Source organism: Gordonia sp. WA4-43 (assembly GCF_020520305.1).
Taxonomy (GTDB): domain Bacteria; phylum Actinomycetota; class Actinomycetes; order Mycobacteriales; family Mycobacteriaceae; genus Gordonia; species Gordonia hongkongensis.
The window spans coordinates 363,584-379,692 of the sequence record NZ_CP084736.1 but is presented as its reverse complement, the minus strand read 5'-3'; the positions used below and the strand labels follow the sequence as shown (position 1 = coordinate 379,692).

At 67.2% G+C, this 16,109-nt stretch carries 20 protein-coding genes; 18 read left to right on the top strand and 2 right to left on the bottom strand.

Annotation, left to right across the window (positions count from 1 at the left end):
* Positions 1 to 124 precede the first annotated feature (124 nt).
* The gene (gene zapE, locus LEL84_RS01780) at positions 125 to 1,138 is read right to left on the bottom strand and encodes a cell division protein ZapE (protein WP_058250238.1); all 1,014 of its coding nucleotides are present in this window, start codon (positions 1,136 to 1,138) and stop codon (positions 125 to 127) included.
* Positions 1,139 to 1,173: 35 nt separating this feature from the next.
* Between zapE and LEL84_RS01775 the strand changes: the two genes are divergently transcribed.
* The 16 genes from LEL84_RS01775 (at position 1,174) to LEL84_RS01700 (ending at position 13,922) form a co-directional block, all read left to right on the top strand.
* Positions 1,174 to 1,959, top strand: a complete 786-nt coding sequence (locus LEL84_RS01775) for a pyrimidine reductase family protein (protein ID WP_226513167.1) — start codon at positions 1,174 to 1,176, stop codon at positions 1,957 to 1,959.
* 78 nt (positions 1,960 to 2,037) lie between these two features.
* Positions 2,038 to 3,648, top strand: a complete 1,611-nt coding sequence (locus LEL84_RS01770) for an alpha/beta hydrolase (RefSeq protein ID WP_226513166.1) — start codon at positions 2,038 to 2,040, stop codon at positions 3,646 to 3,648.
* A gap of 180 nt (positions 3,649 to 3,828) precedes the next feature.
* The gene (locus LEL84_RS01765; protein WP_226513165.1) at positions 3,829 to 4,737 is read left to right on the top strand and encodes a tyrosine-type recombinase/integrase; all 909 of its coding nucleotides are present in this window, start codon (positions 3,829 to 3,831) and stop codon (positions 4,735 to 4,737) included.
* Positions 4,737 to 5,114 carry a hypothetical protein gene (locus LEL84_RS01760; RefSeq protein ID WP_226513164.1) on the top strand — a complete coding sequence of 126 codons (378 nt, stop codon included), beginning with the start codon at positions 4,737 to 4,739 and terminating at the stop codon, positions 5,112 to 5,114. Before LEL84_RS01765 ends, LEL84_RS01760 begins: the two co-directional genes overlap by 1 nt.
* Positions 5,115 to 5,227: 113 nt before the next feature.
* A complete protein-coding gene (locus LEL84_RS01755) occupies positions 5,228 to 5,488 on the top strand; it encodes a hypothetical protein (RefSeq protein ID WP_226513163.1) in 261 nt (86 codons plus the stop codon).
* Positions 5,485 to 7,416 carry an AAA family ATPase gene (locus LEL84_RS01750; protein WP_226513162.1) on the top strand — a complete coding sequence of 644 codons (1,932 nt, stop codon included), beginning with the start codon at positions 5,485 to 5,487 and terminating at the stop codon, positions 7,414 to 7,416. The genes LEL84_RS01755 and LEL84_RS01750 overlap by 4 nt, the downstream gene beginning before the upstream one ends.
* 91 nt (positions 7,417 to 7,507) lie before the next feature.
* Complete coding sequence (locus LEL84_RS01745) at positions 7,508 to 7,684, top strand: hypothetical protein (protein ID WP_226513161.1); 177 nt, start codon at positions 7,508 to 7,510, stop codon at positions 7,682 to 7,684.
* The gene (locus LEL84_RS01740; RefSeq protein WP_226513160.1) at positions 7,681 to 7,845 is read left to right on the top strand and encodes a hypothetical protein; all 165 of its coding nucleotides are present in this window, start codon (positions 7,681 to 7,683) and stop codon (positions 7,843 to 7,845) included. Before LEL84_RS01745 ends, LEL84_RS01740 begins: the two co-directional genes overlap by 4 nt.
* Positions 7,838 to 8,110: a hypothetical protein gene (locus tag LEL84_RS01735; protein ID WP_226513159.1), complete on the top strand. Its 273-nt coding sequence runs from the start codon at positions 7,838 to 7,840 to the stop codon at positions 8,108 to 8,110. The genes LEL84_RS01740 and LEL84_RS01735 overlap by 8 nt, the downstream gene beginning before the upstream one ends.
* 445 nt (positions 8,111 to 8,555) lie before the next feature.
* On the top strand, positions 8,556 to 10,010 hold the full coding sequence (locus LEL84_RS01730) for a terminase large subunit domain-containing protein (protein ID WP_226513158.1): 1,455 nt from the start codon (positions 8,556 to 8,558) through the stop codon (positions 10,008 to 10,010).
* A complete protein-coding gene (locus tag LEL84_RS01725; protein WP_226513157.1) occupies positions 10,007 to 11,341 on the top strand; it encodes a phage portal protein in 1,335 nt (444 codons plus the stop codon). The genes LEL84_RS01730 and LEL84_RS01725 overlap by 4 nt, the downstream gene beginning before the upstream one ends.
* Positions 11,338 to 11,862, top strand: coding sequence for a hypothetical protein (locus tag LEL84_RS01720; protein ID WP_226513156.1), 525 nt, complete (start codon positions 11,338 to 11,340; stop codon positions 11,860 to 11,862). The genes LEL84_RS01725 and LEL84_RS01720 overlap by 4 nt, the downstream gene beginning before the upstream one ends.
* Positions 11,862 to 12,299 carry a hypothetical protein gene (locus LEL84_RS01715; protein WP_226513155.1) on the top strand — a complete coding sequence of 146 codons (438 nt, stop codon included), beginning with the start codon at positions 11,862 to 11,864 and terminating at the stop codon, positions 12,297 to 12,299. Before LEL84_RS01720 ends, LEL84_RS01715 begins: the two co-directional genes overlap by 1 nt.
* 131 nt (positions 12,300 to 12,430) lie before the next feature.
* Positions 12,431 to 13,303 carry a phage major capsid protein gene (locus tag LEL84_RS01710; RefSeq protein WP_226513154.1) on the top strand — a complete coding sequence of 291 codons (873 nt, stop codon included), beginning with the start codon at positions 12,431 to 12,433 and terminating at the stop codon, positions 13,301 to 13,303.
* Positions 13,303 to 13,617, top strand: coding sequence for a hypothetical protein (locus LEL84_RS01705; protein WP_226513153.1), 315 nt, complete (start codon positions 13,303 to 13,305; stop codon positions 13,615 to 13,617). Before LEL84_RS01710 ends, LEL84_RS01705 begins: the two co-directional genes overlap by 1 nt.
* Entirely contained in the window at positions 13,614 to 13,922 is a 309-nt protein-coding gene (locus tag LEL84_RS01700) for a hypothetical protein (RefSeq protein ID WP_226513152.1), read from the top strand. Before LEL84_RS01705 ends, LEL84_RS01700 begins: the two co-directional genes overlap by 4 nt.
* Positions 13,923 to 14,095: 173 nt before the next feature.
* Here the strand turns inward: LEL84_RS01700 and LEL84_RS01695 are convergent, their stop codons facing one another.
* Positions 14,096 to 14,260, bottom strand: coding sequence for a hypothetical protein (locus LEL84_RS01695; RefSeq protein ID WP_226513151.1), 165 nt, complete (start codon positions 14,258 to 14,260; stop codon positions 14,096 to 14,098).
* An 83-nt stretch (positions 14,261 to 14,343) separates the two neighbouring features.
* Here LEL84_RS01695 and LEL84_RS01690 point away from each other — a divergent pair, with 83 nt between their 5' ends.
* Complete coding sequence (locus LEL84_RS01690; protein ID WP_226514221.1) at positions 14,344 to 15,627, top strand: glycosyltransferase family 87 protein; 1,284 nt, start codon at positions 14,344 to 14,346, stop codon at positions 15,625 to 15,627.
* 37 nt (positions 15,628 to 15,664) lie between these two features.
* Positions 15,665 to 16,096: a peptide-methionine (R)-S-oxide reductase MsrB gene (gene msrB, locus LEL84_RS01685; RefSeq protein ID WP_058250317.1), complete on the top strand. Its 432-nt coding sequence runs from the start codon at positions 15,665 to 15,667 to the stop codon at positions 16,094 to 16,096.
* Positions 16,097 to 16,109: the final 13 nt, after the last annotated feature.

Here is a 16,109-nt window from a genome sequence, read left to right as displayed (position 1 = left end):
ACCTCGACAACCTCGGCCGCCTGCTGGTGGCACGTTGTCGCGGGGGGCCCGAAACCCGGGCTGCTCCACGTACATTGACAACTCCACAGTGTGAGGGCCGCCGACGACGGCCTCTACCCCGAAGTCAGGCCGCCGACTCCGCGAACCGCGAGAGAGCCAGCAGGCGCGACGTGGCGCGTAGGTACTTCTTGCGGTAACCGCCGGCGAGCATCTCCTCGGTGAAGATCTCGTCGAGCTTCGCGCCCGAGACGGTCACCGGGATGTGGGCGTCGTAAAGACGGTCGGCGAGCACCACCAGGCGCAGGGCGACCGACTGGTCCTCGGCCGGGTGCACCCCAGAGATGCAGACCAGGGAGACGCCGTCGACGAGGTCCTTGTACTTCGACGGGTGCAGGGTGCTGAGGTGGTCGCACAGTGCGTCGAAGTCGTCGAGGGTCGCGCCGTCGGTGGACTCGGCGATCTCGGTCAGTTCGGACTCGCTGCGCGGCTCCGGCGCCGGCGGCAGATCGCGGTGACGATAATCGGGACCGTCGACGCGGATCGTCTCGAACACCGAGGACAGCTTGCGGATCTCCCGTAGGAAGTCCTGGGCGGCGAACCGGCCCTCCCCCAGCTGGCCGGGGAGCGTGTTGGAGGTGGCGACGATCGACACGCCCTTGGCGGTGAGTTCGGTCAGCAGCCGGGAGACGAGCATCGTGTCGCCCGGGTCGTCGAGCTCGAACTCGTCGATACACAGCACCGTGTGCTGCGAGAGCCGCTCGACGGCGTTCACGAAGCCCAGCGCGCCGACCACGTGTGTGACCTCGACGAACGTGGCGAACGACTTCGGTGCGGGCATCGAGTGGTAGATCGACGCCAGCAGGTGGGTCTTGCCGACGCCGAAGCCGCCGTCGAGGTACAGACCGACCCCTTGGGCCGGCGCCTTCCGGGAGAACAGGCCCTTCTTGCCCGAGCGCGCCTTCGACGCCCGCGCCACAAAGTCGCGCGCCTTGGCCACCGCCTCGGCCTGCGACGGCTCGTTGGGGTCGGGGATGTAGGAGTCGAAGCTCACGTCGTCGAAGGTCGACGGGGGCACCATCTCGTCGATGAGTGCGTCGGGCGAGGTCGCAGGGTTGCGATCGCAGAGTCGGGCCACCATGTGTGGAGAGTAGCCAGGCGCGGAATGATGAACGCATGTTCCACCTGCAGAAAGCGACCCAGGTCACATCCGAGGACGAGCTGGTCCGGCTGGCCGAGCTCTACTCGTACCCACCTCGATCGTCCACGGATCCGGACGACGGCGCGCCGTTCGTGCGGGCGAACATGGTGTCGTCGATCGACGGTGCGGTCACCGTCGACGGCAAGTCCGGCGGTCTCGGCGGTCCCGGCGACAAAGCCGTGTTCCGCGTGCTGCGAGGGCTCGCCGACGTCGTCCTCGTCGGTGCGGGCACGGCGACCACCGAGGGATATGGGCAACCCGAGCCCGACGACGCCCTCGCCGCAGTCCGGCGATCGCTGGGGCAGGCGCCCGCCCCGGCACTCGCGCTTGTGTCCCGGTCGCTGTCGATACCGCCCGACTTCGAGCCCGTGTCCCACGAGAACACCGTCGTCCTCACCTGTTCGAACGCGCCCGCCGATCGCCGGCGGGCTCTGCTCGATGCCGGCGCGACGCTGGTGGACTGCGGCGACGACGCCGTGTCGACCGCGGCCATCCTGGAGCACTGCGGTGTTCGCGGATGGTCCCGGGTGCTCTGCGAGGGCGGTCCGAGTCTGCTCGGTTCGCTCGTGGCGGCCGATGCCGTGGACGAGCTGTGTCTGACCACGAGCCCGCACCTCGTCGGCGGGATCGCCGGCCGTATCGCGGTCACCGACGAGGGGGCGGCGGTCCTGCGCGCACTGCACCCGGCGTCGATCATGACCGATGACGACGGGTTCGTGTTCACCCGCTGGGTCCGCGACGGCCGCCCGTCCACCCGGTGAGCTGTCCGCTCCCGGTCCGGGACTCAACCGACACCCGGCTCGAGCGTCCTCGCGGATTCGTTGACTACGCTCGCGGACATGCCAAGAGCGCACACCCCGGCCGTCGGCGCAGCACCGAACTCCCGCCCGAGGGCTCTCGCGGGTGTGGTCGCCGGCGTGATCGCGGCGATCGTCCTGTCCTCTTGTGCCGTCGGTCCCGACCGTGGTCCCGACCTGATCCCGGGCGGCGGCGGTCAGGAGGGACCGGCACCGTCGTCGTCGACCGCTCCCCCCGCCCCCGCGCTCGCGGTGCCGAAGACCGATCTCGAGTGGAGCGAGTGCGCCGCCGAGACGAGCGAACGATACGGGGTGCCACGTCCGGAGGGCGTGACGATCGAATGTGCCGAATACGACTCGCCCATCGACCGCGACCAACCCGACGGCGAGGTCGTGTCGATCGCGGTGACGCGCGCCCGGATCGCGGACACCCCACCCGACGCCGCGCCGCTCGTCCTCACCTCCGGTTCCGATCTGCCGTCGTCGCGGACGCTGATGGTGATGACCGCCGGCCCGGGCCGGGCGTTCCTCTCCTCGCACCCCGTGGTCGCGGTCGACCACCGCGGCATCCCTCTCAGCAGCGACATCGACTGCATGACCCGACTGGAACGCACGACGATCGCCAACAACGGCCTCGTCGACCGCGCCACGACGACGGACGCGCGGATCTCGCGCCTGTCCACGGCCGCGTCATCGGCCTCGGACGGGTGCACGGAGACGCTCACCCCCTACCAACTGAGTTTCGGGGCCGCGAACGCCGCCGCGGACCTCGAGTCCCTGCGGCAGCGCTGGGGCGTCGAACATCTCGGGCTCATCGGCACCGGTGAGGGTTCCGACGTCGTGCTCACCTACGCGTCCCTGTACGGCGGACGCGCCGGGCGGATCATCCTCGACACCCCGACCCCGTTCGGCGCGAACGCACGGGATCGCGCACAGTCCCAGGCGCGGGGCGTCCAGGTGGCGCTCCAGGGCTTCGCACAGCGGTGCTCGGCGTTACCGGGCTGCGCGCTCGGATCCAACGGGGTCGCGACGATGACCCGCATGCTGGGCAAGGCACGGGCGGGCGACCTCGAGTCGCTCTCCGACACGGCCGCGATCGATGCGATCACCACGACCCTGGCCCTGGCGCCGGACCGCCCCCAATCGTTGCTCGACCTCGCAGATGCCATCGCAGCGGCCGACCGCGGTCAGCCCGCGGCGCTGGCCCGCCTCGCCGATCGCGCCGCGACCCTGCGGCTCCCCGACGGCGCCCTGGTCTCCCGCTGCAACGACGTGACCGGCCCGGTCGGACAGAACGAGGTGCCGGGTCTGGTGGACGCGTGGTCCAAACAGAACCCCCTCACCGGCGCGAACAGTGCGCTGTCACTCGTCCGGTGCAACGGCTGGGCGTCGGGCAATCCGGTCCGGCCACCCACGTCGCTGCCCGCCGACCCGTTGATCCTCAACGGGACGCGCGACCCGATCAACGGTGGCGAGGGAGCCAATGCTCTGGTGCCGCTGTTCATGAACGCCGAGGCCGAACCGGTGACCGTCACCTGGGACGGCCTGGGGTATTCGGTCCTGGGACGCAGTGCGTGCGCCGCCGAGGTCGTCGCGGAGTACGTCGATCGGGCGCCGCTGCAGGGTCCGACCCAGCGGGGCTGCCCCACCTGAGTTCCCGGACCACGCCGCACGGTTCTGAGCTCGGCGGCGCGCGTAGTACGGTTCGCGGGTGGCCAATCTCGACAGGTATCTTGAACCTGGCAGTCGGGGTGAAATCGCCGTGAACTGGGATTACAGGGTGTCGGCGCGTCTAGATTGACATGCACAACGCTCCCAGTCAAGATATTTCACATGGCGCGCCCGAGTCCTGCCCCTATCCCGCTGGCCGACCTAGTCGAGTCGTGGGTGCTCTCGCTGCGCGCTTCGCGCAAGTCGGCGGGCACCATCGCCAACTACACAACGGGCGTCCGACAATTCCTCGACTGGTGTAAGAAGACAGATACGCCAGCGGTCCTGGACAGGGCGACGGTGAACGGGTTCATCGCCCACCTCCTGGAGAAGGGCGCCGAGGCGTCGACCGCCCACGCGCGTCAGCGTGCCGTACGTCGGTTCTCCTCCTGGCTCGCTGAAGAGGGCGAGATCGACTCCGATCTCCTGCTCGGGATCAAGGCACCGAAGGTCGACACGAAGGTAATCCCCTCGCTGACCGAGGATCAGGCACGGGCTCTGGTCAAGGCGTGCAAGGGCCGCGACCTGAGAGACCGCCGGGATGAGGCCATCGTCCGACTGATGCTTGAGAGCGGCACTCGAGCCGGCGAGGTGGTCAACCTCCACATGACCGATCTCGACCTTGCTTCGCTGACAATCGTGATCCGCCGCGGCAAGGGTGGGAAGGGCCGCGCAGTTCCGATCTCGGCGCAGACAGGCACGGCCATCGACCGCTACCTGCGCGCGCGCCGGGGGCACCGGCTCGCCGACACCGACGCAGTGTGGCTCGGCGAGAACGGGCAGTCGTTCGGCTACAACGCGCTCTACAAGACCCTGGGCTGGCGCGCAGACCTCGCGGGAATATCCAAGTTTCACCCGCACATGCTCCGGCATACCGCGGCGTCCAGATGGCTCGCTCGCGGCGGGTCAGAGGGTGGCCTAATGGCTGTTGCGGGATGGTCGAGTCGCTCGATGATTGATCGCTACGTGGCCGATACTGCGTCCTCGCGCGCCGCCGAAGAAGCGCGACGACTCGGGCTCGGTGATCTGTGATGCGCCTACGTCTGTTCTGCCCATGTACAGCATCGGCCGGAGTTATCGACGACGAAAGCGGACAGCCGGAATGGCTGTCCACTCGCCGGTTCGGCAGCGCCGGAAGGCTTTTCGATCTCGCCGCCTCGGAGCATGGCGATGGCGTTGTCGACCTCGGAGCCGGCATGGCTATCGGAGCGATTAAATCGACGCTCGCCGACGAGGACGAAACGCGAGGACGCACCACCACGGAGCAGAGTCGTGTCAGCGTCGTCCGCGGCGGCAATTCGTTGTACGGCACGTGCTCGAAGGGCCACTTTGTCACCGCTGACGCAACCGAGCTCTACGACGCGTTCACATCACGACGTCGCCGATTCGTCACCGAACGTGTGTCCTAGCGCTTGAATGCACAGTGTTGCGCTACGCTGTGCAGCACACTAGCCAGAGCCGCTCAGGCCGAATTACCGCTGTCTTTCGGGCGAGACCGCACCTTATTTGAGGTGCCTTCAACATGTCTCCCCAGTCCGAGCGATCTCTCATCGCTCAACTCGCAGCCCACGAATCCTGGGCGAAAACACCCGATCGAACCGCACGAACCGCCAACGCACGCCGCGCCCTCGAGGAGAAGTTCGAGCGCGAAGTCGATCCCGAGCGGCTGCTCTCCCCTACTGAACGCGCCAAGCGCGTCGAGAACGCTCGCAAGGCGTACTACGCCCGTCTCGCGCTGAAGTCGGCTCGGGCCCGACGAGCCCGTAGGGGTGGTGCAGCTTGAGGCCCCCGAATAGCGAAGAGGCCCCCGCGCCAATCGAGGACCTCTTCCAGTCAGTCGCCACCAAGCAAGCCGACAGTGGTCATTCTACCGACCTCGCATTCGCATGGCAGCTCGACGCGCTCGGCATCCCAGTATTCTGCCTGCCGCCTGGCGACGACGAATTCACCTGGTCCGGCGACACCGGCTGGCAGCACTACACTGCAGACGGCAACACCGAACGTCTCAGCCGATGGCGGCCGGGATGGTCGGTCAATGCGGTGTGTGGCGAGACGTTGACCGTTCTCGATGTCGATACCAAGAACGGTGCTGACATCGAACAGGCGCGACAGTTTCTCGCCGACAACGATATTCGCGTGTTCGGTGAGGTATTCACACCATCGGGTGGCCGGCACTTCTACCTCGCCGGCCACCCTGACCTACGTAAGTTCACACCTCACGGTTTCGACCGCACACATGTCGACCTGCAGGCCAACGGCTGCAACGTTTACGCCCCTGGCACCCGGCGGCCCAAGTACGGCGGAATGGGTTACGTGGTCGGTGCTGATGGCCTCGACGACGCGCTCGCCGAAGGTGACGAGGCCATCGAGGTACTTGTCGGCATGCACGCGGCCAAGGTTGCTGCGAGGACGCAGCGCCCGCCGGTGCAGCCGTGGAGCGGCGAGCCTCTCGACACACGGCAGAAGGCCTATGTCAGCACCGCGTTGCGCGACGAGGCCCGCATCCTCGCCAGTACGGCCGAGGGCAGCCGACAGGATCGCCTCTACGAGGCGGCAATCAAGCTCGGCTCACTGATGGCGGGCACCGGTCTCGACGAGACGGAGATCCGTCGAGAGCTGACCCAGGCCGCCGAGCGCAACGGCTACCTCGCCGACGACGGCCCCGCTGCCGTGCAACGGCAGATCGACCGCGGCCTGGACTACGGGGCAAGGAACCCCCGCGGGGTACCACCGGCTGACGACCCGACACCCCCGGCTGCCGCGGACACGCCGCGCCTGGCCACGAAAGTGCTCTCTCGCACCGACTTGCGTGCCCTGCCCAACCCTGACCCACTCATCCACGACACCCTCGACCAAGGCACCACCGTGCTGCTCTACGGCAAGTGGGGCACCGGCAAAAGCTTCATCGCGCTCGACTGGGCCGCCAACGTCGCCACCGGCCGCAACTGGCAAGGCAGGCCAGTGGCACGACGTCGTGTCCTCTACGTCGCAGCAGAGGGCGCGTTCGGACTCAAGGGACGCGTGGACGCCTGGGAGCACGCCTGGAAACGCGACATCGACGCCGACGACCTGACCGTGTTGCCCGAGCCAGTGAACCTCACCAACGGAGTGCAAGTCGCCGAGCTGTGCCACCTCGTCGAGTGGGGGTCGTTCGGCCTCGTCGTACTCGACACGCTGGCGCGGTGCATGGTCGGCGGCGACGAGAACAGCGCCAAGGACGCCGGCGTCGTCATCGACGCCATGACGAAGATTCGGCAAGCCACACCAGGCGGGCGCGGCGTGGTCCTCGGAGTCCACCACACCGGCAAGGACGCGAAGACGTTGCGCGGCTCGTCAGCCTTCGAGGCAGGCGTGGACACGGTCTATCAGGTGACCACCGACGGCGGCGCGATCGACCTCATTCGGGAGAAGCGCAAAGACGGTCCAGCCGAAGACCGCCACCGTCTGAAAATCGAGCCGATCATGGGCACGACATCGGCGGCAATCACGTGTCACACCCCCATGACATGGGGCACGTGTGCCGACAGGGTCATGTCATCGTTTCTGTCATCTTTCGCGGCCACGGGCGCCAGTAAATCCGAGCTTCGGACGGTGGCTGAAATGCCGCCCGCATCGTTCTACAAAGGCGTATCCGAGCTGGTAGAAGCCGGTCGGCTGGTCAACGTCGGCACCGACAAACAGCCCTTCTACAAGGAGGGTCAGAATGCCTGATCTGTCACGTGTCACGGAATGTCACACCCCTGGTGACGGTGTCATGTCACACCACCCCCCTTTAGGGGGTGACAGACCGTGTGTGGATGACATGACGGTCTCTGAGTCTCGTCGACTTCCCTACGGTCTGGTCGCGCTGATCTACCTCCGCGGCGACCGGGAGCTCGCCGACCTCGAACCCGAGACCCGCGACCGCCTCGACCACATCACCGAGTCGGAGTCCGAAGCCGCGTACCTCGCGCGCTGTCAGCGGGAGTCACAGCAATGACCGAACCCAAACCGCCTACCCATCCCAGGACGCTGGCCAACCGCCTCGAGCTGCTCGAGAAGCACGCCCGCAAAGGCCGGCTGACCGAACGCCAGCGCATCTACCTCGACGCGCTGCTGACCCACTACTACGAGACCACCAGGAGTTGGACCGATGAGTAAGCCCACCAACCTCGATGACCTTGCGCACCGAGACTCGATCAACCACTACCTCGCGTTGTGTGCCCTTGTCGCCGAGGGTCGCAAGCGTGATGCCTTCGACTACATCGTCAGCCTTGAGGACACCGAGAAGGCAGACATGTGGCTCGCAGGCTGCTCCATCACCATCGCCTTTGCCGACGACTGCCGCCGCTTCCACAAGGTACCGGTGGAGCTTCCGGCGTGGTTGCGCCTCATGGCGCTCGCCGACGAGGACGGCGCCCAGTGATGGGCCTCATGCGGCCGTGCGTCGAGTGCGGCGAACCCGCCGAGGACACCCGCTGCGCCGAGCACACCGTCAGCCACCGTGCGGTCACCCGTACGCCCGAATCCCGTCCGTCCCGCCGCGCCGGCTATACGACGGCGTGGGACCGGCTCTCGAAACGTGCCCGACGTCTGCAACCGTTCTGTTCCGACTGCGGTACGCGCGACGACCTGACCGCCGACCATTCGCCCGAGGCATGGCGACGCCACGATGCCGGCAAGCCTGTACGGCTCTGTGACATCGACGTCGTGTGCCGCCGATGCAACTCCCGCAGAGGCCCCGCGAGGCCGTCAGCGGCCCGCTCAGACCCCAGGGGGGTGCCCCCTGCGCCGGGGGGTGGGAGCCAACGGGGGGAGTGCGAATATCGCTCTCATACCCCCAAGGGGTACCCGATGGAAGGTGGTGCGGCATGAAGGCCGGTGTCAAGCAACAGATCACGGTCGACCCGCTCGATCTGAGCGACTATCCGACCGACCGGGCGCAGCGGATCGCCCGGTTCATCGAGGATCATTTGCTGATCCCGAAGGGTGTCGGTGCCGGGGAGCCGGTGCAGTTGCCGGACTTCCAGCGCGAGATCATCGTCGGCGCGTTCGCTGACGGTATCCGTCAGGCGCTGGTCTCGATCGCCAGGGCCAACGGAAAGACGGGTCTGGCGGCGATGGTGGGCGTGGCCGAGCTGTTCGTCGGGGGTGAGTCCCCGGAGGTGCTCGTGGTGGCCTCAGATCAGCGTCAGGCGAACATCACGCTGCGGGTGGCGCGCCGCATGATCGAGATGGTGCCGGCGCTGGCCGAGCGGACCCACATCTACGCCGACAAGCTCGTCACGCCGCACAACGGCGGTCTGCTGCAACCGTTGCCGGCCGATCCGGCGGCGCTGCATGGTTGGGACCCCACGCTGCTGATCGTCGACGAGCTGCACGTCGTCACCGAGGAAGTGTGGGAGGCCGTCACCTCGATGGTGGGCAAGCGGCCGGTGTCGACGACGCTGGCGATCTCGACACCGGCGACGAGCATCGAGTCCGTCATGTGGCGGTTGGTGCAGCACGGTCGCACCGGCGATGACCCGGCGTTCTATCTGCGCGAGTTCGCCGCACCCGAGGGGTGCGACCTCGACGACCGGGCGGCGTGGGCCATCGCGAACCCGGCGATGGGTCTGTTCCTGGCCGAGGACGGTATGGCCGCGGCGCGACGCACGTTGCGTGAGCCGGTGTTTCGTCAGCTCCGTTTGGGGCAGTGGGTGGGCCAGGTGGACCGCTGGCTGCCGTGGGGTGTGTGGGAGCCGTTGGCCGACGCCGCCCGCACGGTGGGCAAGCGCGACAAGGTGGTCCTCGCCTTCGACGGGTCGGCCTCCGGTGACTCCACGGCGCTGGTCGGCTGCACGGTCGGACCGAACCCGCATTTGTTCACCATCGCGGTGTGGGAGAACCCCGGCGATCCGCGGTGGCGGGTACCCCGCGGTGAGGTCGACGCCACGGTGGCGCGCACGTTCGATCGGCTCAACGTCGTTGAGCTGGCCGCCGATCCGTGGGGCTGGCGCTCCGAGCTCGAAGCGTGGGCGTCTCGTCACGGCGAGAAGCGGGTCCTCGAGTGGAACACCGCCAACGCCGCCCGGATGGCGCCGGCCACCGATCGGCTGTACCAGGCCGTCGTCGACCAGACCGTCTCTCACGACGGTGACGAACGTTTGGCCCAGCATCTGGGCAACTGCGTCGCCAAGGCGACCCCGATGGGTGACCTCGTCAGCAAAGACAAGAAGGGCAGCAAGAACAAGATCGACGCCGCGGTCGCGGCAATCGTGGCTCTGGACCGGGCCGCGTTCCACACCAACAAGCCGCGCAAGCGGGCTAGGAGTTTCACACAATGACCATCCCCTCCCTGCATACGAAATTGCTCCAGAAGATCGACGAACCGCTCGCCCGCTACGCGGTCCTCGACCGCTACTACCGCGGCGAACAACCGCTCGCATTCCTGGCGCCTGAGGCGCGTAAAGCGTTGGGAGACAGGTTCGGTCGCATGTCGTCGAATCTGCCGAGGCTGGCGGTGACCTCGATCGCCGAACGTTTGCGGATCACCGGATTCACCGGCGCCGAGGTGTGGGCCGACTGGCTTCGGAATGACATGGATCAGCTCGCGCCGGTGGCCCACCGAGAGGCACTGCTGCTCGGCGCGGGCTACGTGCTGGTGTGGGCTGACGCCGCGGGCCGTCCGCAGGTGTCGGTGGAAAGCGCGCATCAGATGAGCGTCATCACCGACCCCGGCACCCGCCAGATCGTCGCAGCGTGCAAGCGATGGACCACCGACACCACCACCGAGGCAACGATTTTCGAGGCCGACAAGATCACCCGGTTGCGCGCCAACAACACCGGCGCCACCACGGCAGGATTCGAGACCGTCGAGATCCTCGACAACCCGATCGGCCAAGCGCCGGTGGTGCGCCTGTCGAACATCGACCGCGTGCTTGGTGAGCCGGTGAGTGAGATCGCCGACCTGATCCCGCTCAGCGATGCGCTCTGCAAACTGCTCGCCGACCTGATGGTCTCGAGTGAGTACACCGCCCGCCCCCGCCGTTGGGCCACCGGCGTCGAACTCATCGAGGAACCCGTTGTCGACGACCAGGGCAACCCGGTACTCGACGACGACGGCGACCCGGTGCTCGAGGAGGTCAGCCCCTACCCGGAGTCGAATCGAATGATGATCTCCGAGGCCGCCGAGGCGAAGTTCGGTCAGCTCGAGGGATCGGGTCTGGGCGGCTACCAGACCGCGGTCCGGCTGATCGTCGAGCAGATCGAGGCCGTGTCCGCGTTGCCCGGTCACTACCTCGGGGTGACCGCGGCGAACCCGGCGTCGGCGGATGCGATGCGGGCCGCTGAGGCCGCGCTCACCGCCCGCGCCGAGGCCAAGCAGGCTCTGTATGGCCGCGCATGGGAACAGGTCGCTCGTCTGATGGTCGCGGTGCGCGACGGTGCCGATCCGGCCGAGGTCGACGTCTCGGTGCGATGGGCCGACCCGTCGACCCGTTCGATCGCCCAGGAGGCCGACGCGATCACGAAGCTCTATCAGGCCGGCCTGCTGCCCGCCGACTACGCGCTGCGGCGCCTGGGCTACAACGACGCCGAGATTCTCGAGATCCGCGCGGCCCGCCGGATCGAGGCCCTCGACACCGCCGGAACCGACCTGACCGCCCTCGTCCCGTGAGCTACACCGAGACGATGGCCGCGCTCGCCGCCTCCACCGACGAGCGGGTCCAGGCCCTCTACGCCGCCTACGAACGCGGCGAGATCGACCAGGAGACGTTCGTTGCCATGGCAACCGCGGTCCTCGCCGGCGGGGAGAGCAAGGCCGTGTCGCTGGCCGACCTCGCGCTGGCGGGTGCGCTCACCGCGGGCACTGCCGCGGTGCGGACTCCGGTCGGCCTGCTGCCCGACACCGGCGCCGAACGTCGCGCCGCGGTGGCGATCGCCGACGCTTTGGCCGACCCCGATCCGCCGGCCAAGCTGACCGTCAACATTCGCGACGCCGTGCTCGAGACCGCCCAGCGCAGCTATGGGACCGCGATGCGCCGCCAAGGCGTGAAGCGCTGGACACGCCGGCTCAACTCCGGTGCGTGCGAATTGTGCCGAGACCTCGCCGGAGACGTCCTGCCTGTCGCCGCCGACATGTACCGCCACAAAGGGTGCGGATGCTCCCAGAAACCCATCATCGAAAGTGAGAAGTGATGACCACCGAGACCCACTCCGAAACCTCCACCAACACAACCGAAACCGTCGAACCGACCACCGTCACCGAACAAGCCGACGAGACGACGGCCGAGACCGAGCAGACCTCCGAGCCAGACACCTTCGCGCGATCCTACGTCGAGAAGCTCCGGGCCGAGAACGCCGAAGCGCGCGTCAAGGCCAAGGCTGCCGACGACCTCGCCCAGCGGCTGCACGTCGAACTGGTGCGCGCCACCGGCAAGCTCGCCGACCCCACCGACCTCGGATTCGACGCCGCCCACCTCGAGGACCCGGAGAAGCTGGCGGCCGCGGTCGACGAGCTGCTCGCCCACAAGCCGCACCTCAAGGCCCGTCGGATCGGCGGTGACGTCGGGCAGGGGCAGGCCGGCGCGGTGTCGTCGGTCAGCCTGCTCGGAATGCTGCGCGACCGCGCCTAATCGACAACCGTTGTCATCTGGCCTGACCTCGTGAGATACTGGGGTCAGGCCAGGTGCCGTTCTGAAACGTAGTGAGCCAGGCGCTCAACGTGAAATCCGTTGTTTCCCTTCACGTTTGGAGCCCTATTCCCATGGCAAACTCAACCGTCACCGCTGCGGAACTCACCGCCACCCAGGTACAAACCATGCTGGTGCAGCCTCTCGAGGCGCAGTCGCAGTTCCTCGCGGCCGGTCCCCGCGTGTTCGACAGCGCTTCCCCGGTCCGCATCCCCAAGCTCGGCGGCGCGGTCACCGATCCCGGATGGACCGGCGAGAACGAGCAGATCCCCGAGCGCGACGCCACCTTCGACGAGGTGACCTTGCTGCCCAGCACCATGAAGTCGGTGAAGGTGCTCACCCGCTACAGCAACGAACTCGCCCGTCAGTCGGTGGTGGCGCTCGACGCCGCGCTCCAGCAGCGTCTGGTCAAAGACGTTGCCGACAAGCTCGACACGCAATTCTTCTCCGCCTCCGGTGACGGCACCACGACCCCCAAGGGCCTGTTCGCCTGGTCGGGCATCCAGACCGTCGCCGTAGGCGGTGCGATCACCCTCGATGCGCTCATCGACGCCTGGGGCAAGGCGCTGTCGGCGAACGTGAACCTCGCCGCGCTCAAATGGGTTCTGACCCCGCGCGAGTTCGTGAAGATCCGCAAGCTCAAGGACGGGCAGAACCGCTACCAGCTCCAGCCCGACCCCACCCAGCCCGGAGGGTTCCAACTGTTCGGGTCCCCGGTCATCGTCACCCAGCGAGTCCCCGACACCACCGGAGGCACCCCGACCGCCCGCGCCGCGCTGGTCGACTTCTCTCAGGTCGCCGTCGCCCGCGACGTCGCACCGTCGGTCAAAATTCTCGACCAGACCTTCGGCGACTACGACCAGCAGGCGATCCGCGTGGTCGCCCGCTACGATGTCGCCCCGCTCAATGCCGAGGCCGTCGTGGCGCTGACGGGCATCACCATCTGATGACCGACAACAACGACGTCCTCGCGCTGCTCGGCCGCTCTGGTGACACCGAGCTAGTCCCAGTCGCTCAGCAGGCGCAGCAGGTCGTCACCGCTCAGGTGCGGGCCTACACCCGCGGCCGCGGGTTCTCCGGTGAGCAGCCGGCACCCGACCTCGACACCGTCATCCTCACCTCGACGGCGCGGCTGGTCGCCAACCCCGAGAACCTGCGGTCGGAGAAGATCGGTGACTACGAGGTCCAGCGTCAGGTGGTCGAGGGGTGGACGCTGGCCGAGTTGGCGATCCTCAACCGCTACCGCAGGCGCGCACGATGATCCCGACCCGGCTGCTCCCACAGCAGCTGACCTACCGCCCGATGACCGGCCGCACGAGTTTCGGCCCGGTCTATGGCGACCTGGTCACGGTGCCGGCGCGGGTGCAGTTCGGCGTCAAGACAATACAGACCGCCAACGGCGAAGAGGCCGTCTCGTCGGCGACGATCTTTGTGCAGCCTGGCGCCAACCTGCCCGACGTCGGCGACGTCGTCACGCTGCCTGACGGCAGTGTTCGTCCGGTCATCGCCCGCACCGATCAGGTGGGCGCCCGAACTGTCGAGTTGGTGTCACTCGACGTGTCCTGAGCGGTTCGGTGGGTTACCTACCTCAGGACACAGAACGACCCCGGTCTCCATTAGGCATGGTGGAGAACCGGGGTCGTTCGCTGTTTGCAGGTGTGGCATTTGCCCCACCTGTAGTGATTCACTACGTCTCAGCTGTCTGGATTCCGGACAGGTGTTCCAGATGGAACAGGTGCCTACACCAGGCGCAGGACCGGCGCCGCGGTCGCCTGGTGTAGAGCGTTGAAGTTCTCGAGCATCACCGTCAGCGCGGCAATCTGCTCGGTCGACATGTGGTCGGCCTCGAGCCGGTCGAGCGCGGCGCAGCAGCGGTCTATCCAAGCGGTGCGATCTGGGATCATGTGACGGCCTCTCGGTAAAGGATATTCGCGGGCACAGCGGACGCCGACGACCTTGCTAAAGTCCCGTAATGCACAATGCTGACGTGCCCCTTCTCGACAGGTATCTCTATCCCCCGATGAGTGCTCAGCGGATCATCCCGATGGTCCTGTGGCCGATCAGCCTGCTCATGGTCGTACACCGCTCGGTGTTCCTCGGGGTCAACGGTGACCGCACCGACGACTTCAAACCGGTGTACGCCGCGGCCTACAACTTCCTCAACGGCCTGCCGGTCTACGGCGAGAACTACGCCACGGTCGACCCGCACTACCTCTACCCGCCGTCGGGCACCCTGCTGATGGCGCCGGTCGCGGTCATCGACTACGAGCGCGCCCGCTGGGCCTTCATCGCGGCGAGCGTCATCGCGCTGCTGATCTGCGCCTACCTGCTCACCCGCATGTTCGGGTTCGCGTTCAACTCGTGGGTCATGCCGACGGTCCTGTTCTTCTTCTTCAGCACCGAGACCGTCTCGCACACACTGATCTTCACGAACTTCAACTCGTTCGTGTTCCTCGGCCTCCTCGCCTTCCTGATGCTGATGCTCAGCCGGCACGATTGGTGGGCGGGCGTGCCGATGGGCCTCACCCTCGCGGTGAAACCGGTGCTGGCGCCGCTCATGCTGCTGCCGCTGCTCAACCGGCAGTGGCGGGTGTTCGCGCTCGCCATCGTGGTTCCGGTCGTCCTGACGATCGTCGCCTGGCCCCTGTCGGTCGACGCGAACGACTTCATCAGCCGGACCGTCCCGTACCTCGGCGAGGCGCGCGACTACTACAACAGCTCGATCGCCGGCAACGGCGCGTACTTCGGCGTCGCACCCTGGCTGGTACTACTGCTTCGCGTCGCCTTCGTCGCGATGGCCGCGTTCTCGCTGTGGTTCCTGTACCGCTACTACCGCAAGACCAACGAGTTGCTGTGGATCACGGCATCGTCGGGGGTGCTGCTGTGCACGACCTTCCTCGTCGGTTCGCTCGGCCAGGGCTACTACTCGATGCTCCTGTTCCCGCTCCTGATGACGGTGCTGCTGCCCGGATCGCCGATGCGCAACTGGCCCGCCTGGCTCGGTGTCTACGGGTGCATGACCTTCGACGGTTTCTACTCCGACCGCTGGACGGCGTTCGGCTGGATGGTCGAGTACAACAAGGTCACCTGGGGTTGGTCACTCCTGATGATCGCGGTGTTCTGCTCGCTGCTGTTCCGCTACCTCGACATGCGTTCCGACGGGGTGGCCGGCATGGTGCCGGTCCGCTCGGAGACCGACGCGCCACGCATCCCCGCCGCCGAGACCGGTGCCACCGAGAACGAGACCGTAGGCCTGTCGAAACAGCGCTGACACAGTCGATCCTGCCGGGCGCGCTACCGTGGAGGACATGACCGACAGCACCCCGTCGACCGACGCCGAGAATCTCGCCGAACTCACCGACGAGCAGTGGCGCCAGCGCCTGACGCCGGCCGAGTACCGTGTCCTCCGCCAGGCGGGCACCGAGGCGCCGTTCACCGGTGAGTACACCGACACCAAGACGGTCGGCATCTACCGGTGCCGCGCCTGCAACACCGAACTGTTCCGTAGCGAGCAGAAGTTCGAATCGCACTGCGGCTGGCCGTCGTTCTTCTCCCCGCTCGCCGGCGACAAGATCATCGAGGTCGAGGACAACTCGTTGGGCATGCGGCGCGTCGAGGTGCTCTGCGCGAACTGCAAGAGCCACCTCGGCCACGTCTTCGCCGGTGAGGGCTACGACACCCCCACCGACCTGCGCTACTGCATCAACTCCATCAGCCTGACGCTGGAACCGGCCGAGTAGCAGCCGGTCCCTC